This window comes from Rhodanobacter lindaniclasticus (assembly GCF_004799035.1).
GTDB lineage: Bacteria > Pseudomonadota > Gammaproteobacteria > Xanthomonadales > Rhodanobacteraceae > Rhodanobacter > Rhodanobacter lindaniclasticus.
Genome location: NZ_MWIO01000067.1, coordinates 1 through 20,624 on the forward strand (window position 1 = coordinate 1; position 20,624 = coordinate 20,624).

The 20,624-nt window shown below is 70.5% G+C and carries 17 protein-coding genes; 13 read left to right on the forward strand and 4 right to left on the reverse strand.

Going from position 1 to position 20,624, the window contains the following annotated elements; all coding sequences use genetic code 11:
• The 5 genes from B1991_RS16815 to lpxK all read left to right on the forward strand — a co-directional run.
• Positions 1 to 1,480: DNA internalization-related competence protein ComEC/Rec2 (locus B1991_RS16815; RefSeq protein WP_136259836.1), on the forward strand; the 1,480-nt coding region annotated here is incomplete at its 5' end.
• A gap of 114 nt (positions 1,481 to 1,594) precedes the next feature.
• Complete coding sequence (locus tag B1991_RS16820) at positions 1,595 to 2,242, forward strand: MotA/TolQ/ExbB proton channel family protein (protein WP_136259858.1); 648 nt, start codon at positions 1,595 to 1,597, stop codon at positions 2,240 to 2,242.
• A 10-nt stretch (positions 2,243 to 2,252) separates the two neighbouring features.
• Positions 2,253 to 2,684 carry an ExbD/TolR family protein gene (locus B1991_RS16825; protein WP_136259837.1) on the forward strand — a complete coding sequence of 144 codons (432 nt, stop codon included), beginning with the start codon at positions 2,253 to 2,255 and terminating at the stop codon, positions 2,682 to 2,684.
• Positions 2,681 to 4,465 (forward strand): lipid A export permease/ATP-binding protein MsbA, encoded by a 1,785-nt coding sequence (gene msbA, locus B1991_RS16830; protein WP_136259838.1) that lies wholly within the window; start codon positions 2,681 to 2,683, stop codon positions 4,463 to 4,465. Before B1991_RS16825 ends, msbA begins: the two co-directional genes overlap by 4 nt.
• Before the next feature lie 10 nt (positions 4,466 to 4,475).
• Complete coding sequence (gene lpxK, locus B1991_RS16835; RefSeq protein WP_136259839.1) at positions 4,476 to 5,450, forward strand: tetraacyldisaccharide 4'-kinase; 975 nt, start codon at positions 4,476 to 4,478, stop codon at positions 5,448 to 5,450.
• A gap of 27 nt (positions 5,451 to 5,477) precedes the next feature.
• Here lpxK and hutI read toward each other — a convergent pair whose 3' ends face one another.
• The 3 genes from hutI to B1991_RS16850 form a co-directional block, all read right to left on the reverse strand.
• A complete protein-coding gene (gene hutI / locus B1991_RS16840; protein WP_136259840.1) occupies positions 5,478 to 6,743 on the reverse strand; it encodes an imidazolonepropionase in 1,266 nt (421 codons plus the stop codon).
• Positions 6,744 to 6,756: 13 nt separating this feature from the next.
• Positions 6,757 to 8,214: a chloride channel protein gene (locus B1991_RS16845; RefSeq protein WP_136259841.1), complete on the reverse strand. Its 1,458-nt coding sequence runs from the start codon at positions 8,212 to 8,214 to the stop codon at positions 6,757 to 6,759.
• 93 nt (positions 8,215 to 8,307) lie between these two features.
• Complete coding sequence (locus B1991_RS16850; protein ID WP_136259842.1) at positions 8,308 to 9,867, reverse strand: carbon-nitrogen hydrolase family protein; 1,560 nt, start codon at positions 9,865 to 9,867, stop codon at positions 8,308 to 8,310.
• Positions 9,868 to 9,957: 90 nt separating this feature from the next.
• On the opposite strand from B1991_RS16850, the gene B1991_RS16855 reads away from it, so the two are divergent.
• From B1991_RS16855 to B1991_RS16890, 8 genes are all read left to right on the forward strand, one after another.
• Positions 9,958 to 11,316, forward strand: a complete 1,359-nt coding sequence (locus tag B1991_RS16855; RefSeq protein WP_136259843.1) for a formimidoylglutamate deiminase — start codon at positions 9,958 to 9,960, stop codon at positions 11,314 to 11,316.
• An 89-nt stretch (positions 11,317 to 11,405) separates the two neighbouring features.
• Positions 11,406 to 12,137, forward strand: a complete 732-nt coding sequence (locus tag B1991_RS16860; protein ID WP_136259844.1) for an ABC transporter ATP-binding protein — start codon at positions 11,406 to 11,408, stop codon at positions 12,135 to 12,137.
• Complete coding sequence (locus B1991_RS16865) at positions 12,134 to 14,500, forward strand: ABC transporter permease (protein WP_136259845.1); 2,367 nt, start codon at positions 12,134 to 12,136, stop codon at positions 14,498 to 14,500. Before B1991_RS16860 ends, B1991_RS16865 begins: the two co-directional genes overlap by 4 nt.
• Positions 14,501 to 14,510: 10 nt before the next feature.
• On the forward strand, positions 14,511 to 15,710 hold the full coding sequence (locus tag B1991_RS16870) for an efflux RND transporter periplasmic adaptor subunit (RefSeq protein WP_136259846.1): 1,200 nt from the start codon (positions 14,511 to 14,513) through the stop codon (positions 15,708 to 15,710).
• Between the two features lie 117 nt (positions 15,711 to 15,827).
• Positions 15,828 to 16,232, forward strand: coding sequence for a DoxX family protein (locus B1991_RS16875; protein WP_136259847.1), 405 nt, complete (start codon positions 15,828 to 15,830; stop codon positions 16,230 to 16,232).
• 140 nt (positions 16,233 to 16,372) lie between these two features.
• A complete protein-coding gene (locus B1991_RS16880; RefSeq protein ID WP_136259848.1) occupies positions 16,373 to 17,359 on the forward strand; it encodes a multidrug resistance efflux transporter family protein in 987 nt (328 codons plus the stop codon).
• Positions 17,360 to 17,438: 79 nt separating this feature from the next.
• Positions 17,439 to 17,888, forward strand: a complete 450-nt coding sequence (locus B1991_RS16885; protein WP_136259849.1) for a hypothetical protein — start codon at positions 17,439 to 17,441, stop codon at positions 17,886 to 17,888.
• Positions 17,889 to 17,946: 58 nt separating this feature from the next.
• Positions 17,947 to 19,215 (forward strand): MFS transporter, encoded by a 1,269-nt coding sequence (locus B1991_RS16890; protein WP_136259859.1) that lies wholly within the window; start codon positions 17,947 to 17,949, stop codon positions 19,213 to 19,215.
• 104 nt (positions 19,216 to 19,319) lie between these two features.
• Here B1991_RS16890 and B1991_RS16895 read toward each other — a convergent pair whose 3' ends face one another.
• Positions 19,320 to 20,603, reverse strand: a complete 1,284-nt coding sequence (locus tag B1991_RS16895) for an alkaline phosphatase family protein (RefSeq protein ID WP_136259850.1) — start codon at positions 20,601 to 20,603, stop codon at positions 19,320 to 19,322.
• Positions 20,604 to 20,624: the final 21 nt, after the last annotated feature.

The following is a 20,624-nucleotide window of genomic DNA, read 5'->3' on the forward strand; positions in this document are numbered from 1 at the left end:
GCCGCGCACGCAGGCGAAGGCCGCCGCGGCGCTGCTGCTCGCCGTGGTCTACAGCGCGCTGGCCGGGTTCGGCCTGCCCACCGTGCGCACGCTGCTGATGATCGCGGTGGTGGCGCTGGCGCGTTGCAGCCGGCGCGGCAGCAGCGGGGCGCAATCGCTGGCGCTGGCGCTGATCGCGATCCTGCTGGCCGATCCGCTGGCGGTGCTGGCGGCGGGGTTCTGGTTGTCCTTCGTCGGCGTGGCGTTCCTGATCCTCTGCCTGCAGGCGCAAGGCCGCGGCTGGCGGGCCTTTCTGCACGAACTTGGCGCCGGCCAGTTGCTGATGACCGTGGCGCTGCTGCCGCTGACCCTGTGGTTCTTCGGCCAGGCGTCGCTGGTCGGCGCGCTGTCCAACCTGGTGGCGGTGCCGTTGGTGAGTTTCGTGATCGTGCCGTGCGCGCTGTTCGGCATGCTGCTGTTGCTGCTGTGTCCGCCGCTGGCCGCGCCGGTGCTGTGGCTGACCGCGCGGATCGCCCACGCGCAGTGGTGGCTGTTCGAGCGCATGGCCACCTGGCCGGGTGCGCACTGGTACCTGCCGACGGTGCAGCTCCATGCGCTGTTGCTGGCCGTGCTCGGTGCGCTGTGGATGTTCATGCCGCGCGGGGTGCCGCTGCGCTGGCTCGGTGTCGTGCTGTTCCTGCCGCTGCTGTTGCCGCCGCGCAGCGCGCCGGCCGAGGGCGCGTTCCGGCTGTGGGTGCTCGACGTGGGGCAGGGGCTGGCGGTGCTGGTGCGCACGCGCGACCACCTGCTGGTGTACGACACCGGCGCGCGTTATCCCTCCGGTTTCGACCTCGGCGAGGCGGTGGTGGTGCCAGCCATCCACGCGCTGGGCCTGCCGCGGGTGGATACCTTGATGATCAGCCACGGCGACAACGATCACGCCGGTGGCGCGCAGGCGGTGGCCGAGGCGTTTCCGCAGGCGCGCAGGCTGGCCGGCGAACCCGCCCGCATGCGCGTACCCATGCAGCAGTGCATGGCCGGTCAGGCATGGCAATGGGATGGCGTGCGCTTCCGCGTGCTGAGCCCGGCCGCCGGCGATGGCGACCACGACAACGACAGCTCCTGCGTGCTGCTGGTCGAGGGGCGCGGCGGACGGGTATTGCTGCCCGGCGACATCAGCTCGAAGGCGGAGCCGGCGGTGGCCGCGGTACTGGGGGCGGGCCCGCCACCGGTGCTGGTGGTGCCGCATCACGGCAGCAAGACTTCTTCCAGCGCGGCCTTCATCGCGGCGTTGCAGCCGTCGCTGGCGCTGGTTTCCGCCGGTTGGCACAACCGCTTCGGGCACCCGCGGGCCGAGATCGTGGCGCGCTACGCCGAGGCGGGCGTGCCGTTGTTCAACACGGCCGTGGAGGGCGCCTTGGAGGTGGAGTTCCCCGCCGACGGGACCCCGCGACGGCAGCCGGGCTGGCGGCGGCAACAGCCCCGCTACTGGCGCGAGTAGCATGGTGCGAGGCCGGGATTGCCACGCCTGCCGCAGTACGCGCGGACGACGCTGCTATCATGCGCGCTTCCCCGGAGCGTGGTGCGGCGAGGACTGAAGGTGCTTGATATCCTGATGGCGGGCGGCTGGGCGATGGTGCCCATCCTGATCTGTTCGGCGGTCGCCTTGGCGATCGTGCTGGAGCGTTGGTGGACCTTGCGCCGCAGCTCGGTGCTGCCGCCGGGGCTGGGCGACGAGGTGCGCCAGTGGGCGCGCTCGGGTCAGCTCGATCCCAAGCATCTGGAAACCCTGTCGAACGGCTCGCCGCTGGGCGAGTTGCTGGCCGCGGCGCTGGCGGTGCGTCGGCAGCCGCGCGAGATCATCAAGGAGCGCATCGAGGACACCGGCCGTCACGTGGTGCACCGGATGGAGCGCTACCTCAACACGCTGGGCACGATCGCCCTGATCGGCCCGCTGCTGGGCCTGTTCGGCACCGTGATCGGCCTGATCCGCATGTTCATGGAGGTGATGGGCGGCGGCATCGGCGATCCCGCGCGCATGGCCGGCGGCATCGGCGAGGCACTGATCTGCACCGCCTCCGGCCTGACCGTGGCGATCCCGGCCTACGTGCTGCACCGCTACTTCCGCTCGCGCGTGGCCGGCTATTGCGTGCTGATGGAAAAGCAGGCCACCGCCTTGCTGGACGATCTCACCCTGACCGCGCCGGCACCCGTCGCGCGTGCGCGTCGCGCGCCGGCACCCGCCGCGCCGAGCGCGAGCTGAGGCACCGTCGATGCGCATCGGCAACGACCGCCGCGGAGACGATTTCGAGATCAACGTGATCCCGTTGATCGACGTGCTGCTGACCCTGCTGATGTTCTTCGTGCTCACCAGTACCTTCGTGCAGCATTCGCGGCTGAAGGTGACCCTGCCGCAGGCGAGCGTGCAGGAGCGCGACATGAATGCGCCGGCGCTGACCATCATGATCGACCGCGACGGCCGCTTCTTCGTCGGCAGCGACGAGGTGATGGGGGAGGGCATCGAGGCGCTCAAGCAGACCATCGCGCGCAATGCCGGCGACAGTCGCGACCAGGCAGTGACGATCCGGGCTGATGCGATGACGCCCAACCAGAACGTGGTGACCGCGATGGATGCACTGGGCCAGCTCGGCTTCACCCGCCTGTCGATCGCCACGACACCGAGCAAGCCGGGCACCGCGCAATGAACGCGGACCAGGCCACCGCGGCAGACGCGGGCAGCTGGCCGACCTACAAACGACTGCTCGGCTACACCCGACGCTACTGGGCGATCGGCCTGGTGGCCTTCGTCGGCATGCTGGCCGACGGTGGCGGGCTGGCGCTGTTCACCGGGCTGATCAAGCCGATGATCGACAACCTGTTCGCGCAGAAAGACCCGTACCTGATCTTCTGGATGCCGATCTGGATCATCGCGATCTTCCTGGTGCGCTCGCTGGGTACCTTCGTCAGCGATTACGGCATCTCCTACATCGGCCGGCACGTGGTGCAGGCGCTGCAGCTGGAAGTGTTCGCTGCCTACCTGAAACTGCCGGCGCCGTATTTCGGCAGCGAGCCGTCCGGCCAGCAGATCTCGCGCATCACCTATACCAGCGAGCAGGTGGCCGCCGCGTCCAGCAGCGCGGCGAAGATCGCCATCACCGACGGCTTCACGGTGCTGGCGATGCTGTTCGTGATGCTCTATTACAGCCCCTACCTGACGCTGTCGCTGCTGGTGATGGTGCCGGCGATCGCGCTGGTGGCCACGGTGGTGGCGCGCCGGTACCGGCAGATCAGCCGGCGCATCCAGGGCAGCATGGGTTCGGTCACCGGCACGGTGGAGGAATCCGTGGGCGCACATCGCGAGGTGCGCGTGTACGGCGGCCAGGCGCACGAGGCCGAGCGTTTCGACCAGATCACCCGGCATACGCGGCGGCTCAACCTGAAGATCGCCGCCACCAATGCGGCGTCGAGTTCCACCGTGCAACTGGTGGCGGCCAGCGCGCTGGCCGCGCTGGTGTTCCTGGGCACGCGGCCGCAGGTACTGGTCAGCATGACGCCCGGCGTGTTCTTCGCCGTGCTCACCGCGATGGGCACCATGTTGCCGTCGCTGAAGCGCCTCACCAACGTGCAGGCGAACATCCAGCGCGGACTGTCCGCGGCCGAGGACATCTTCGACGTGATCGACCTGCCGCCCGAACGCGACGCCGGCACGCTGGAGCTCGAGCGCAGCCGCGGCGAGCTGCATTTCGTCGACGTCGGCCTGACGTATCCGCGCAGCCACGTTCCCGCCCTGCAGGGAGTCAATCTCGATTGCGCACCCGGCACGGTCACCGCCCTGGTCGGACGTTCGGGCAGCGGCAAGAGCAGCCTGGTCAGCCTGCTGCCGCGCTTCAACGTGCCCGGTACCGGCCGCATCGTGCTCGACGGTGAGGACTGCCGCAGCTACACGCTGGCCTCGCTGCGCAAGCAGATCGCCTGGGTCGGGCAGAGCGTGGTGCTGTTCAACGATACCGTGGCCAACAACATCGCCTACGGCGAGCTGGCCGGCGCCAGCGAGGCGGACATCATCGCCGCGGCCGAGGCGGCCAATGCGATGGAGTTCATCTCGCGCATGCCGCATGGCATCCACACGCCGATCGGGCAGAGCGGCAACCTGCTCTCCGGCGGCCAGCGTCAGCGCATCGCGATCGCGCGGGCGATCCTCAAGAACGCGCCGATCCTGGTGCTGGACGAAGCCACCAGCGCGCTGGATACCGAGTCCGAACGGCTGATCCAGCAGGCGCTGACGCGGCTGATGAAGGATCGCACCACGCTGGTGATCGCCCATCGCCTGTCCACCGTGGAAGGCGCCGACCAGATCGCGGTGATGGACCAGGGCCGCATCGTCGAGCGCGGCACCCACGCCGAACTGCTCGCGCTGGACGGGCAGTACGCCGCACTGCACCGCATGCAGTTCCACGACGCCGTGGCCGTGGCGGCCGGCGGCTGAGACGCCTGCCATGGCGCTGCTCGACACGCTTGCATCGGCCTGGTACGGCGGCGGTCGCGCGCCGTGGTGGACGTGGCCGCTGGCCGCGCTCTACGGCGGCGTGATCCGGCTGCGTCGTACGTTGTACCGCATCGGCTGGCTGCGCCGCGAGCGCTTGCCGGTGCCGGTGGTGGTCATCGGCAACCTCACCGCCGGCGGCACCGGCAAGACGCCGTTGACGATCGCGGTGGCGACCAGTCTGCGCGAGCACGGTTTCCGGCCCGGCGTCGTGAGTCGCGGCCACGGCGGCACGCAGCGCGAGCCGCTGCTGCTGGGCGACGCGCCGGATCCGCAACAGGTCGGCGACGAACCCTGCCTGATCCGCGCCAGCGGCGTGCCGGTGGCGGTCGGGCGCGATCGTCCCGCGGCGGCTCGGTTGCTGCTCCAGGCCGGTTGCGACGTGGTGGTGGCCGACGACGGCCTGCAGCATTACGCGCTGGCGCGCGACGTGGAGATCTGCGTGATCGACGGCGTTCGTCGCTTCGGCAATGGCCACCTGCTGCCGGTGGGCCCGTTGCGCGAACCGCTGGGCCGGCTGCGCGGCGTGGACCTGCGGGTGTGCAACGGTGGCGACGCCGAGGCCGGCGAGTATTTGATGCAGTTGCGCGGCGAAGAGGCCGTGGCGCTGCAAGGCGGCGAGCGGCGGGCGCTGGGCAGCTTCGCCGCGCAACCGGTGCACGCGGTGGCCGCGATCGGCAATCCGCAGCGCTTCTTCGACAGCCTGCGCGCGTGCGGCATCGAGGTGATCGAGCACGCCTTTGCCGACCATCACGCATTCAGCGCGGCCGAGCTGGATTTTGCGGATGACCGACCGCTGCTGATGACCGACAAGGACGCAGTCAAATGCCAGTCGTTCGCGCAGCCGAACTGGTGGCGCGTGCCGGTGCGGGCGGAATTGCCGCCGGCCTTCCATGCCGCCTTGCGGGAGCGTCTCGCGCGGCAGTGACTCGAGGAACCCTGGCGCGACGATTCCCTAGGGCTGGGTGCTCGCCACACGCTGCGCGGGTTTGCGCCGCGACACCGCCTCGCCAGCCACGTACACCCGCCGCGCCAGGTTGCCGCCGATCCAGTAGCACAGTTCGGCCGGCTGGCGCGCATTCCAGATCACCAGGTCGGCACGCTGGCCGGCCGCCAGTGTGCCGCGGTCGGCCAGGCCCAGCGCGCGCGCGGCGTTGACGGTCACGCCGCGCAGCGCTTCTTCCGGGGTCAGCCGGAACAGCGTGCAGGCCATGCCCGCCGCCATGCGCAGCGACAGCAGCGGCGAGGTGCCGGGGTTGCAATCGGTGGCCACCGCCAGCGGCACGCGTTGTTCGCGCAGCAGGCCAAGCGGCGGCGAGCGGGTTTCGCGCAACGCGTAGAACGCCCCCGGCAGCAGCACCGCGACGGTGCCGGCGGCGGCCATGGCGCGCACGCCCGCCTCGCCCAGATGCTCCAGGTGATCGGCGGACAGCCCGCCGAACTCGGCCACCAGCGCGGCGCCGCCCTGGTCGGACAACTGCTCGGCGTGCAGCTTGACCGGCAAGTCGAGTTCGCGCGCCCGCTCGAACAGGCGGCGAACTTCCGCGGGGCTGAAGCCGATGCTCTCGCAGAAGCCGTCGACCGCATCGACCAGGCCTTCGCGCGCCAGCGCCGGCAACATCTCGTCGCAGACCAGCGCCAGGTAGTCGGCCCGGCGATCCTTGAACTCCGCCGGCACTGCATGCAGGCCGAGGAAACTGGTGCGGACGCTGATGCCCAGTTCGCGGCCGAGCCGGCGCGCCACGCGCAGCATTCGGCGTTCGCTGTCCAGCTCCAGGCCGTAGCCTGACTTGATCTCGAGCGTGGTGACGCCGTCGGCCAGCAGCGCGCGGGCACGCGGCAGCGCCTGCGCGTAGAGATGCTCTTCGGCGGCCGCACGGGTGGCCTTGACGGTGGAGGTGATGCCGCCGCCGGCGCGTGCGATTTCCTCGTAGCTCGCGCCGTTCAGGCGCAGGTCGAACTCGTCGGCGCGGTCGCCGCCGAACACCAGATGGGTGTGGCAGTCGATCAGCCCGGGGGTGACCAAGGCACCGTCCAGCGATTCCACTTCCTCGGCCAACGCCACGGGCGCGTCCGGCAGCTCGTTCATCCGCCCCAGCCAGGCGATGCGCCCGTGCTGCATGGCGATGGCCGCCTGCTCGACCAGGCCGTACGGCGTGTCGTCGGCGAACGTCGCCAGGGTGGCGTTCAACAGCAGGCGGTCCCAGCGTGGTTGGGTCATCGGTATCACTCCGTCATGGCTTGCCTGGATGCTGCGGTTGGCCGGATTCGGCGGAGTCGGGGTAGGCCGTGGTCTCGGCGGCTGCGGGCAACGGTCTGGCGGGCTGCTGGTGGGCCCGCTCGGCCTGCTGCTGTCGCTCGGCGTCGCGCACCATGCGTTCGGCGAAATCCCGATATACCGGGGTCGGGCAGAACAGCGACGCGGCCGCGCGAGCAAGCAGACAGGCTGCCATGATCGGAATCACCATGTCCTGGTTGTCGGTCAGCTCCATCGCGATCACCGCCGAGGTCAGCGGCGAACCGGTGACACCGGCGAGGTAGGCGCTCATGCCCAGCAGCACCACCGCACCGGCGGGCGCACCCGGCAGCAGATGCGCGATGTTCTGGCCCAGGCCGGCGCCTACCGCCAGCGCCGGCGAAAAGATGCCACCGGGGATGCCGGCCCAGTACGAGACCACGTTGGCCAGCAGCTTGGCGATGCCGAAGTCCTGGCCCGGCATGGCGGCCGTTCCCTGCACGATCGCGCGGGCCTGGTCGTAGCCGGTGCCGTAGATGCTGTTATGCGTACACACGCCGAGCACCGCCAGTGACAGGCCGCAGCCGGCGGCGAACAACACCGGCCAGCGTGCGCGAAGGCGACCGACCTGCGCCAGCGGGCCGCGTCGACTGAGCAGGATCAGGCGCGCAAACAGGCCGCCGAGCAGGCCGCAACCGATCCCGGTCAACAGCACGGCCAGCCAGGCACTGCCCAGCGGCAGGCTGGCGTCCACTTCGCCGAAATATGAATAGTTGCCCATGACGCCCAGCGACACCACGCCGCCGATGATCACCGCGGTCAACAGCAGGCCGCTGAAGCGGTGCTCGAACGTCCCGGCCAGCTCCTCGATCGCGAATACCACGCCGGCCAACGGCGTGTTGAACGCGGCCGCGATGCCGGCTGCGCCGCCGGCGAGGATGAAGCGCGAGGCGGCCTTGGGATCGCTGAAGCCGAAACGCCGGCCGATGGAGTAGAACAGCGCTGCGCCGACATGCACGGTCGGGCCTTCGCGCCCGATCGAGGCACCCACCGCCAGCGACGCCAGGGTCAGCACCATCTTGCCGGCGGCGACCGGCAGCGACAGCATGCGCGTGCGAAAGCCGCCGTCCTCGATGTGCAGCGAGGCGATCACCTGCGGAATGCCGCTGCCGCGGGTCGCGCGCAGGCGCCCCTCCGTTGCCCAGGCGAGCAGCCCGAACACCAGCGGAGTGAGGATGAGCGGTATCCAGATGCCATGATCCAGGATGCGCAGGAACAACTCGTAGGACCAGACGCTGGCCTTGGCGAACAGGATCGCAGCCAGCGCCACCAGCACGGCGCCCGCCCACAGCACCAACCGGCGTTTCCAGTGGTGCGGCGCAAAGAATTCATGCCCGAGCAGCGCCTGCAGGCGGGGATTGGAGGATGCTGGAGCGGATGTGGGCGGTTCTGACATGGCGCGATTATCGCAGACGGCCGCGGCAGGATTGATGTCGACTGCCTTGGCAGTCCGGTACCGGTGCGAACGCGGTCGCGCCGCGAGTCGCCATCAGCGTGGCCGCCAGCGGGTTTCGTAGAGGTCGAAGCGGCGGTCCTTGAGGTTGGTCACCGCACCGGCGTTGCGTGCGCGGGCCAGGGTGGCCAGGTGCAGGTCGGCGAACAGCACGGTCTCGATGTTCGGCGTGGAGTCGGCGGCGATGCCGTCGCGGGCGAAGCCGAAGTCGCTGGGGGTGAGGATGCAGCTCTGGCCGTACTGGATGTCGAAGTTGTTGACCCCGGGCAGGTTGCCCACGTTGCCGGACAGCACCACGTAGCACTGGTTCTCGATCGCCCGTGCCTGCGCGCAGTAGCGCACGCGCAGGTAGCCCTCGCGCACGTCGGTGCAGAACGGCACGAACAGGATCAGCGCGCCCTGGTCGACGAGGTGGCGCGCCACCTCGGGAAACTCCGCGTCGTAGCAGATCATCACCCCGATCGGGCCGCAGTCGGTCGGCACCGTGGCTGCGCTGTCGCCCCCGGCGATATTCCACACGTTGCGTTCGCTCGGCGTCGGGTGCAGCTTCTCGCGCTCGTGGAGCGAGCCGTCGCGCAGGCACACGTAGCAGACGTTGTGGATGTCGCCGTTGGCCTGCTCCGTGGGGTGCGTGCCGGCGATGATGTTGATGTTGTAATGGACGGCCAGACGGCTGAACAGCTCCTTCACCTGCGGCGTGTAGTGGCTGAGCTTGCGGATCGAGTCCACCGGTGACAGCTCGGTGTTCTCGATCGACAGCAGCTGCAGCGTGATCAGCTCGGGGAAGGTGACGAAGTCGGCGTTGTAGTCGGCGGCGATGTCGGTGAAGTACTCGACCTGGGTGGCGAACTCCTCGAACGAGGCGATGCGCCGCTGCTGGTACTGCACCGAGGCCACCCGCACCGCGTCGGGCAGGCGTTGCGGCGAGGGGATCGAGGGGGTGTCGGGCTGGTCCAGCAGTTGCGGGTTGCGCCAGACCAGGTGCACGGCATAGCCCAGCGATTCGTGGTCGGAGGGCACGTAGCCGCGCAGCAGGCCGATCACCTCGAAATCGTTGGAGAGCTGGAAACTCAGCGTGAGGTCGCGCCGCCGGCCGTCGGTCACCGCCTGCACGTAGGCCTCGGCACTGCCGTAGCGCGCGATGTTCTTCGCCAGCCCCGGAATGCGCCCGCCGAACACGATGCCGCGCAGCTTGAGGTTCATGCACAACCGCTTGCGCGCGCGATACAGCCGCTGGCCGATGCGCATGCCGCGGTAGTCCGGGTGCACCACGACTTCCATGCCGTACAGCCAGTTGCCGTCCGGCTTGTGGCGCGAGGCCATGCCGCCGCCGGTGATCTCCATCCAGGTGTGCGGCGCCAGCGCGGTGGCCTCGTCGATGCGGAAGGTGGCGCAGTAGCCGACGATGCGGCCTTCGTACTCGACCACGAACTGGCCTTCCGGAAAGTGCGTCTGCTGCGAGCGCAGCATCTCGGCCGAGTGGCCCCATTCCGGGCTGTAGACCCGCCCGGTGAGTTCCACCAATTGCGGCACGTCGGCCGGCTGCGCCTGGCGCAACAGCAACCGTGGGGTGTTTTCGCTGGATTTGCCTGCCATGCGGGCCATTATGCATGGGCCTGTCGAGGCTCAGGTGAAGGCGTGGCGCAGGCACGGTTACACTGGCGACCACCGCAACGGAGACCACCGATGAACGAACCCAGCCGCAGCACCAGCTACCGGGTCGGACGGTTGTGGCGCGACGGCGGATGGCAACGCGATGCCAGCTTCGCAGTGGACGCCGGGGGCGCGCTGGTCGATGCGAACGATGGCGTCGAGACGATCGGGCAGTGGGTGCTGCCCGGCATGCCGAACCTCCATTCCCACGCATTCCAGCGTGCGATGGCCGGCCTGGCCGAACGCCGGGGCAGGGCGGACGACAGTTTCTGGAGTTGGCGCGAGGCGATGTACAGCTTCGCCGCGGTGATCGACCCGGAGTCGCTGCAGGCGATCGCCGCGCAGCTCTACGTCGAGATGCTCAAGGCCGGCTACACCCGCGTGTGCGAATTCCACTACCTGCACCACCGGCCCGACGGCACGCCGTACGCGCAGGCCGAGGCCATGTCGCTGGCACTGGTCGCAGCCGCGCGCGAAGCCGGCATCGGCCTGACCCTGTTGCCGGTGCTGTACATGAGCGGCGGCTTTGACGGCCGTGCGCTGGGCGAACGGCAGCGGCGCTTCGGCCACGACGTGGATGGCTACCTGCGTCTGCTCGACACGCTGCACGCGCACGCGGATGACGACCTGCGAGTCGGCACCGCGCTGCATTCGTTGCGCGCCGTGCCGGAAGCGGCGTTGCGCGAAGTGCTGGCCAGTCCACGGGTCCGCACCGGGCCGATCCACATCCACATCGCCGAACAGATCGGCGAGGTGCAGGATTGCCTGGCCATTCGTGGCGCGCGCCCGGTCGAGTGGCTGTTCGACCACGCCGAGGTCGATGCCCGCTGGTGCCTGGTACACGCCACCCATCTGACCGAGGCGGAGACCGCGCGGATCGCCGCCAGCGGCGCGGTGGCCGGCTTGTGTCCGACCACCGAGGCGAATCTCGGCGACGGCCTGTTTCCGCTGGCGGCCTATCTCGATGCTGGCGGCGCGTTCGGCATCGGCTCGGATTCGCACATTTCCGTTTCGCCGGTGGAAGAACTGCGCTGGCTCGAATACGGCCAGCGGCTGCTCACCCGCCGCCGCAACATCGCTGCCCGCCAACCCGGCGCCAGCGTGGGCGAAACGCTGTGGCGCGGCGCGCTGGCCGGCGGTGCCCGCGCCAGCGGCCTGCCGATCGGCGAACTGCGCGCCGGCGCGCGCGCCGACCTGATCGTGCTGGACGACAACTCGCCGCTGCTCGCTGCGCGCGACGAGGCATCCGTGCTCGACAGCTGGCTGTTCGCCGGCAACACGCCGCTGGTGCGCGACGTGATGGTCGGTGGCCGCTGGCAGGTACGCGGTTTCCGCCATCGCGACGAGGAGCGCATCGCGCAGCGTTATCGACGCGTCGTCGACTCGCTCTGAATTTGCCTGAAGTCATGAACGCGCCCGTCTGCCCCGGCTAGCCTGAACGCCATCGCCGCCTTCGGGCGGTTCTCGGGCGGAGCGCCTGCATGGCCGTGACCACGCCGTTGCCCGCCGCGGAGGCGGTATTTCGCGCCCGCGGCCTGACCAAGACCTACCGCATGGGCGAGGTAGAGGTGCATGCCCTGCGTGGGGTCGACCTGGACCTGTTCCGCGGCGAGTTCGTGGTGCTGCTGGGGCCCTCGGGCAGCGGCAAGTCGACCCTGCTGAACATCCTGGGCGGGCTCGACGCGCCCAGCGCCGGCGAGGTCTGGTACGAGGGGCATCACCTGACCGGCGCCAGCGAGCGTGAGCTGACGCTGTTCCGCCGCGAGCACGTCGGCTTCGTGTTCCAGTTCTACAACCTGATCCCCAGCCTCACCGCGCGCGAGAACGTGGCGATCGTCACCGAGATCGCCGAGCAGCCGATGACGCCGGAGGAGGCGCTGGCGCGGGTGGACCTGGCCGACCGCATGGACCACTTCCCGGCGCAGTTGTCCGGCGGCCAGCAGCAGCGGGTGGCGATCGCCCGCGCGATCGCCAAGCGGCCGGCGGTGCTGCTGTGCGACGAGCCCACCGGCGCGCTCGATTCGGCCACCGGCGTGCGTGTGCTGGAGGCACTGGAACGGGTCAACGCGGAGCTGGGCACCACCACGGTGGTGATCACCCACAACGCGGACATCGCACGCATGGCGCATCGCGTGCTGTACCTGGGCGACGGCCGCATCGTGCGCGAGGAACGCCCGGCGCGGCGCACGCCGGCGAAAGAGCTGCGCTGGTGAGCGCGCTGACGCGCAAGGCGTGGCGCGACCTGTGGCACCTGCGCGGGCAGGCGCTGGCGATCGCGCTGGTGATCGCCGGCGGCGTCGCCACGCTGGTGATGTCGCAGTCCACCTACGAATCGCTCACCGCAACGCGCGAGCAGTTCTACCGGCAGGCGGCGCTGGCTGACCTGTGGGCGCCGCTGGTGCGCGCGCCGGATACCCTGCTGGCGCGCCTGGCGGCGCTGCCCGGCGTGCAGACCGTGCAGGCGCGGCTGCTGGCGCTGGGCACGCTGGGCGTGCCCGGCTTCGACGAGCCGGTGCGCGCCGAAGTGGTGTCGCTGCCGCTGGAGGGCGGCCAGCCGCTGCTCAACCAGGTGCAGCTGCGCAGCGGCCGCCTGCCCGATGCGGAGCTCGACAACGAGGTGGTGGTGGGGGAGGCGTTCGCTGCGGCGCACGCCCTGCGCGTCGGCGACAGCCTGCGGATGACTCTGCGCGGCCGCCAGCGCTGGCTGCGCGTGGTCGGCGTGGGCACCTCGCCGGAGTACGTCTACCAGAGTCCGCCGGGCACCGTCTTTCCCGACTTCAAGCGCTATGCCGTGCTGTGGATGAACCGCCACGCGATGGAAAGGGCACTGGACATGGATGGCGCGTTCAACAACGTGGTGCTGCGCCTGCTGCCGGCGGCGCGGCCGGCTGCGGTGATCGCCGGGCTGGATGGAGCGCTGGCGCGCTACGGCGGCGTCGGCGCCTACGGCCGCCACGAGCAGACCTCGGCGCGCTACCTGGAAGAGGAGATGCGCCAGCTGCGGACCATGGCGCGGCTGTTTCCGGCGATCTTCCTGGGCGTGGCCGCGTTCCTGCTGCACGTGGTGCTGATGCGCCTGATCGGCACGCAGCGCGAGCAGATCGGCGTGCTCAAGGCGTTCGGCTACAGCCACCGCGCGCTGGCGGGGCACTACCTGGGCATGGCTGCGGCGATCGCGTTGCTCGGCGCCTTGCTGGGCATCGCGCTCGGCGCCGGGTTGGGCCGCTGGCTGGCCCACGTCTACCAGGACATCTACCGCTTCCCGTTCCTTGCCTGGCGGCTCAGCCCCTGGGCGATCGCCACCGGTACCGCGGTCAGCCTGGCCGCCGCCGCGGCCGGTGCGCTGATGGCGCTGCGCGCGGCCGCCAGCCTGCCGCCGGCCGAGGCGATGCGCGCGCCGGCGCCGCCGCGTTTCGGCCCCACGCTGATCGAGCGGCTGGGCCTGCAGCGCTGGCTGTCGCAGCCGGCGCGGATGGTCCTGCGCGACCTCGAGCGCCGCCCCGGCCGCGCCGCGTTCACCGTGCTCGGGCTGGCGCTGGCTTGCGCGGTGATCATGGTCGGCCGCTTCCAGGACGACGCGGTCGGCTACATGGTCGATACCCAGCTCAGCCTCGCCCAGCACCATGACCTGGCGGTGAACTTCATCGAGCCGGCGCCGCGCCGGGTGCTGTTCGAGCTGGCCGCGCTGCCCGGCGTGCGCGAGGCCGAGCCGATCCGGACGGCGCCGGTGCGGCTGGTCCATGGGCTGCGCAGCTATCGCACGGTGATCGAGGGGCTGCCGCCGGCCGCGCGCCTGCGCCGGCCGCTGGACGTCCGGCTGGGCGTGGTCACGCCGCCGGCCGATGGCGTGCTGCTGACCGACTACCTGCAGCGCATGCTGGCGCTTGAGCCCGGCGACACGATCGAGGTGCAGGCCCTGCAGGGGCACCGCCATGTGCGCGACGTGCGCGTGGCCGGCTTCGTGCGCGAGACGATCGGGGCGCAGGGCTACATGGATCTGGACGCGCTGAACCGGCTGCTCGGCGACGGCGACGTGGTTTCCGGCGTGCTGCTCGGCGTGCTGCCCGGCGCCGAAGCGGACGTCTACGCGCGGCTGGACCGCCGCCCGTGGGTGGCCGGCATCAGCTCGCGGCTGGCTTCGGTGCGCAGCTTCTACGCGACCATGGGCGAGAGCCTGCTGGTGTTCACCTGGGTGGCGGCGCTGCTCGGCGGGGTGATCAATTTCGGGCTGGTCTACAACGCGGCGCGGATCAGCCTGTCCGAGCGCGGCCGCGAGCTGGCCAGCCTGCGCGTGCTGGGCATGACCGAGGGCGAGGTGAGCGCGCTGCTGCTGGGACAGCTCGGCCTGCTGGTGGCGATCTCGCTGCCGTTCGGCTTCGCCGCGGGCTGGGGCCTGTGCTGGGTGATGGTGCAGGGCTTCCAGTCCGAGCTGTTCCGCATCCCGATCCGGCTGACCACCGCCACTTACGCGTTCGCCGGGCTGATGGTGCTCGGCGCCAGCGTGGTTTCCGCGCTGCTGGTGCACCGGCGCATTGCGCGGCTGGACCTGATCGCCGTATTGAAGACCCGCGAGTGAGGAGTGCCCGATGAGCGTGAAGCGCCACCGCTGGATCGTTGCCGCCGTCGCGGTCGCCGCCATCGCCGCCGCGGCGTGGTGGGCGCTGCAGACCGCGCCGCGCTCGCTCGACGTGGCGGCGGTCACGCGCGGCCCGCTGGTGCAGCGCTTCGAGGAAGAGGGCCGCACCCAGTTGCCGCGGCGCTGGCTGCTGTCGGCGCCGATCGCCGGCACACTGCGGCGGATCGACCTGCTGCAGGGCGACGCGGTGAAGGCCGGGCAGGTGGTGGCGGTGATCGAGCCGCTGCAGGGCGCCTTGCTGGACCCGGCCAACCGCACCCGTCTGCTGGCCGAGGAGCAGGCCGCACAGGCCTCGATGCAGGCCGCGCAGCAGCGGCTGGCGGCCGCCCAGGCCGATGCCGGGCTGGCCGCGCGCGACGCGCTCCGCATGCGCACGCTCGGCGCGTCCGGCGTGGTGAGCGTGGCCGCGCTCGATGAAGTCGAGGCGCGACTGGCCCGCGCGCAGGCGGCCGCCGCGGCGGCGCAGGCCGAACGGCGCGCCGCCGGGCAGCAGCGTGCGGCGCTGACGGCGCTGCTGTCCGGGCAGGGCCGCAGCGGCGGGCAGGTGGTCGAGCTGCGTGCGCCGATCGACGGCGTGGTCCTGCATCGCTTCCAGGAAAGCACGGCGCCGGTGCAGGCCGGGCAGTCGCTGCTGGAACTGGGCGATCTGCGCCAGCTCGAGGTGATGGTGCAGGCGCTGTCGCAGCAGGCCATCGCGCTGCGGCCGGGGTCGCCGGCGCGGATCCTGCGCTGGGGCGGCGCGGACGCGCTGCCGGCGCGGGTGACGCGGATCGAGCCGGGCGGTTTCACCAAGATCTCGGCGCTGGGCGTGGAGGAGCAGCGCACCCTGGTGTGGCTGGACATCACCGCGCCGCGCGCGCAGTGGGCGTCGCTGGGCGACGGCTACCGGGTCGAGGTGGAGTTCGAGGTGGGGCGTCGCCCCGACGTGCTGCAGGTGCCGTCCAGCGCGCTGTTCCGCGACGGCCGGCGCTGGGCGGTGTACCGCGTCGTCGGCGGTCGTGCGCGGCTGACGGTGGTCACACCAGGGATGCAGGGCGATGGCGCGACGGAGATCATGGCGGGCCTGCGCCAGGGCGAACAGGTAGTCGCCTATCCGGACGACCGCATCGTCGACGGGCTGCGCGTGCGCCCGCTGGCCGCGTCGCCGTGAAGGCACTGCGCCGCTCGCGGGGATCGGCCCGTGCGGTGGCTGAGCAATCGGTTTAGCCTGTGTCGGTGTTGCGGGTTGTCGACGATGGTTTTCCGAAACCACCAAAGGGGGAGTCTCATGCAAAGTTCTGCGGATCTGGGCAAGTTGCTGCTTCGTGTCGTGCTGGGCGTGCTGATCCTGTTCCATGGCGTGTCCAAGCTGATCCACGGGCCGGGCTACATCCTCGGCGTGGTGACCGGCGCCGGCCTGCCGTCGTTCCTGGCCTACGGCGTGTACGTGGGCGAGGTGGTCGCGCCGCTGCTGCTGCTGCTCGGTTACTGGACGCGGCTCGGCGGGCTGATCATCGTGATCAACATGCTGGTGGCGATCGGGCTGGTGCACCTGGGCCAGCTTGCCACGCTGGCCGATACCGGCGGCTGGGCGCTGGAATTGCAGGGCATGTTCCTCGGCACCGCGCTGGCGATCATGCTGCTCGGTGCGGGCCGCTACAGCTTCGGTGGCAGCAACGGCCGCTGGAACTGAGCAAGCTTTTATCCGCCATTGTTTGACAACGCCCGCCCGCCACGGCGGGCGTTGCGCATGCACGCCACCGTTGCCGCGCCCGGGTGCTTCGCAGGCGCGGCGCGATTTGCCACACTCGCGGTTTGGCCCGATGGCACCGCATGCGTACGAATGCCCTTGCCGCGGTGGGACTGGCGCTGTGCTCGGCGCTGTTCTTCACGCTCACCTACGTGCTCAACCGCAGCCTGGTCGCCGGCGGCGGGCATTGGGCGTGGGCGGTGATCCTGCGCTACCTGCTGACCCTGCCGCTGCTCGCCGTGGTGCTGCCGCTGCAGGGCGGGCTGGGCGAGTTGCCGCGCGAGCTGCGCCGGCATGCGCGGCCGTGGCTGCGGTGGAGCGCGGTGGGCTTCGTGCTGTTCGGCGTGCCGCTGACCTGGGCGGCCAGCAGCGGGCCATCGTGGCTGGTTGCCGGCAGTTTCCAGACCACCGTGCTGGCCGGACCGCTGCTGGCGCCGCTGATCTATCGCGACGAACGGCGCCGGCTGGCCTGGCGCACGCTCGCGCTCGGCGCGCTGATCGTGGCCGGCGTGTTCGCGCTGCAGTGGGGCCATGCGCAGGGTCACCTGCGCGCCGGCGGCTGGCTGGCGATCGGCGCGGTGGTGCTGTCCGCGTTCGCCTATCCGCTGGGCAACCGCCAGCTGCTGCTGCACCTGGAACAGTGCGGCACGCGGCTGAACGCGGTGCAGCGGGTGTTCGGCATGACGCTGTGCAGCTGGCCGCTGTGGCTGGCGTTCGCGCTGGTCGCGTGGTTCGCCGTCGGTCCGCCGAGCTTGCGCGAGGCGCTGCTGGCCGGCGGCGTGGCGCTGTCCTCCGGCACCATCGCCACGATCCTGTTCTTCCGCGCCACCGACATGGTGCGCCGCGAGCCGACCGCGCTGGCCGCAGTGGAGGCGATGCAGGCGGCCGAGCTGCTGTTCGCCACGCTGCTCGGCGTGCTGTTCCTCGGTGAAGCCTGGCCGCACGGTTATGCCGCGTTCGGCGCGCTGGCGATCATCGTCGGCATCGCGCTGTTCGGCTGGGTCAGCGGGCGCGGCGCGGCCGGGCATGACGAGGCAGTGCGCGCGCTGCGCGGTGACCGCAGTGCCTAGCGCATGACTGTTGGCACGTGCCGGCGTGATCGCCGCGGCGTATCCCTGTGCCCTTCCGGACCGCCTGCAGGAGAAGCCCGTGCCGACCGCCACGCCTGTTTCGCCGCGACTTGCCGTCCTTTACGGCGGCTTCGTCGCCGGTTCGCTCGACGTCCTTGCCGCGGCGCTGATCAACTGGGTCGATCCACTCATCATCCTGCGCGCGATCGCCAGCGGCCTGCTCGGCCGCGCGGCGTTCGCCGGCGGGTTGCCGGTGTCGCTGCTGGGGCTGGTGCTGCAATGGGCGATGTCGCTGCTGATCGCGGCGATCTTCGTGCTGGCCGCGCAACGCCTGGCGTGGATGTGCCGCCGCTGGATCCTCGCGGGGCTCGCCTACGGCGTGGTGGTCTTCGTGGTGATGGAGTTCGTGGTGGTGCCGCTGTCGGCCGCGAAGAATCCGCATTTCACGGCGCTGTCGCTGCTCGAGAACGTGCTGGCAATGCTGCTGTACGGCCTGATCATCGCGTTCTTCGCGCGGCGGGTACGCTAAGCTTTCCGACCCTTCCGGTTCGTGCCGCAGCGCAGGCAGTGACGTGACGACAGCTTCGATGCCCGCAGCGGCGCCCTCATCCACGGACGCCGACGCGCGCTACATCCACCACGGCACAGCAGACTTCCGTCGCACCAATCTCGCGTTGTTCGCCGCCGGCTTCGCCACCTTCGGCCTGCTGTACTGCGTGCAACCGCTGATGCCGGAGTTCAGCCGCCACTACGGGGTGAGCGAGGCGGGTGCGGCGCTGTCGCTGTCGCTGACCACCGGCGTGCTGGCGTTCGCGATGCTGTTCGCCGGCGCGCTGTCCGATGCATGGGGACGCAAGTCGCTGATGGTGGCTTCGCTGCTCAGCTCGGCGGTGCTGGTGCTGGTGACCGCGATGATGCCGGACTGGACCGCACTGCTGGTGGTGCGCACGTTGCTGGGGCTGACCCTGAGCGGGCTGCCGGCGGTGGCGATGACCTACCTCAGCGAGGAGATGCACGTCGAGTCGATCGGCCTGGGCATGGGCCTGTACATCAGCGGCAGTGCCGTCGGCGGCATGGGCGGACGGCTGATCACCGGCGTGCTGGCGGACTTCTTCGGCTGGCGCATCGGCGTGGCGGTGGTCGCGGTGATCGGCATCGCGGCCGCGCTGATCTTCTGGCGCATGCTGCCTGCCTCGCGGCATTTCGCGGCGCAGCCGTTGCGCTGGCGCACCGTCGCGGGACGCTTCAACGGCATCTTCCGCGACCGCGGCCTGCCGTGGCTGTTCGTCGAGGGCTTCCTGCTGCTCGGCGCGTTCGTCACCGTCTACAACTACCTCGGCTATCGGCTGCTGGCGCCGCCGTACAACCTCAGCCAGGCGGTGGTGGGCTTGATCTTCGGCATCTACCTGGTGGGCACGTTCAGCTCGGCGTGGATGGGCCACCTGGCCGGCAAGCTGGGTCGACGCAAGGTGCTGTGGACGGCGCTGGCGCTGATGCTGGCCGGGGTGGCGCTGACCGCGGCGCAACCGCTGTGGCTGGTGATGGCCGGCATCGTGGCGGTGACGTTCGGTTTCTTCGGCGGCCACTCGATCGTCAGCAGCTGGGTCGGTCGGCGTGCCGGCGCGGCGAAGGCGCAGGCCGCATCGGTGTATCTGTTCTGCTACTACATGGGCTCGAGCATCGCCGGCGCCAGTGGCGGCTTGTTCTACGCCGCGCATGGCTGGGCTGGCGTGGCGCTGTTCGTCGGCGTGCTGGCGCTGCTCGGCCTGCTGATCGCGCTGTGGCTGTTCCGCCTGCCGCCGCTGGTCGACGTGGCGACGGCGCCGACGCCGATGAGCAAGGGCGCGATGGGGTAGGGCGGGCACTGTCCGCCGATGTGCCAAGCCAGAGGCGCCGGGCGGTGCCCGCCCTGCGGGTCAATAGCCGGATGGCGAGGCGGTTGTGTCGCAGGGCGATGGCTTCAGGGCGCCGCGGATTTCAGCATCCCCTTCACCGCGTCGTAGTCGCCGTCGTTCGCGGCGGCGGGCAGTCCGAGCAGATGGGTCATCAGCGGATAGACGTCCACGTTCGGGAGCGCGGGGACTTTCATGCCGACGCGGAATGCCGGGCCGTGCGCGATGAAGATCGCCTGCATCGCGGGCTCGGCATTGTCGTAGCCGTGGTTGCCCAGGTTGGGCGGGTCTTTCTTGGCGGCCAGCTTGGCGCGGCTGGCGATGCGCCAGTGCACGTCCGCCAGGCAGATCAGCTGCGGCACCCGCGGGTTGCTGCCGTAGTCGAGGCGCGCCGGCACCCGGCTCTTGTCCCAGCAGCGCATGTGTCGCTGCGGCTGCTCCAGCTTGCGTTCGATCGCCGCGAACCGCGCCCGATCCGCGGCGCTGTCGGAGCGCGGATTGAAGCCGGCCACGATGCCTTCGCTCACCAGTTGCACCTGGTCCAGCGGCAGCAGGTCATCCAGCAGCACGGTGTTGCCGGCCGGCACCGCGGCCATGCCGTGGTCGGACAGCACGATCAGGTTGATCCGCTGGAACAGCCCGCGCTGCTTCAGGCCCTGCAGCAAGCGGCCCAGCGCGACATCCGTGGCGCGCAGCGCGGCGTCGACCTGGGGCGAGTCCGGGCCGTGCTTGTGGCCGGCGTGATCGACGGCGTCGAAGTACAAGGTGAGAAAACGCGGTCGCGTGGCGGGGGGCAGGTCGAGCCAGGTCAGCACCTGGTCGACCCGCTGGTCGGCGCTGACGCTGTCGTCGAACGGCCGCCAGTAGTCGGGACGGTGGCCGTGGATCGCCGCTTCCGAACCCGGCCAGAACATCGTCGCGGTGCGTATGCCGTGCTGGTCAGCGGTCACCCAGATCGGCGTGGCCTCGTCCCACCAGCGGCCATCGCTGACCGCCTTGCGGTTGCCCAGCGAGAACTTGCCCAGGTGCGGATCGAACATCGTGTTGTCGACGATGCCGTGATGGTCGGGGCGCAGCCCGGTGACCAGGGTGTAGTGGTTCGGAAACGTCAGCGAGGGGAACGACGGTTGCATCGAGGCGGCTTGCACGCCGTGCCGGGCCAGCATTTCCAGGTTGGGGCTGAGGCCGCGGTCGATGTAGTCGTACCGATAGGCGTCGATCGAGATCAGCAGCAGCGGCGCGGGTTCGCTTGCAGCGGTGCGGTCGGGTGCGCGATCGGCGGCGGGAAAATGGGTGCAGCCGGCGCAGGCGGCGATGGCTGCGCAAAGCAGCAGGCGAAACACTGTGTTCATGCGGGTCGTTGCACACTTCAG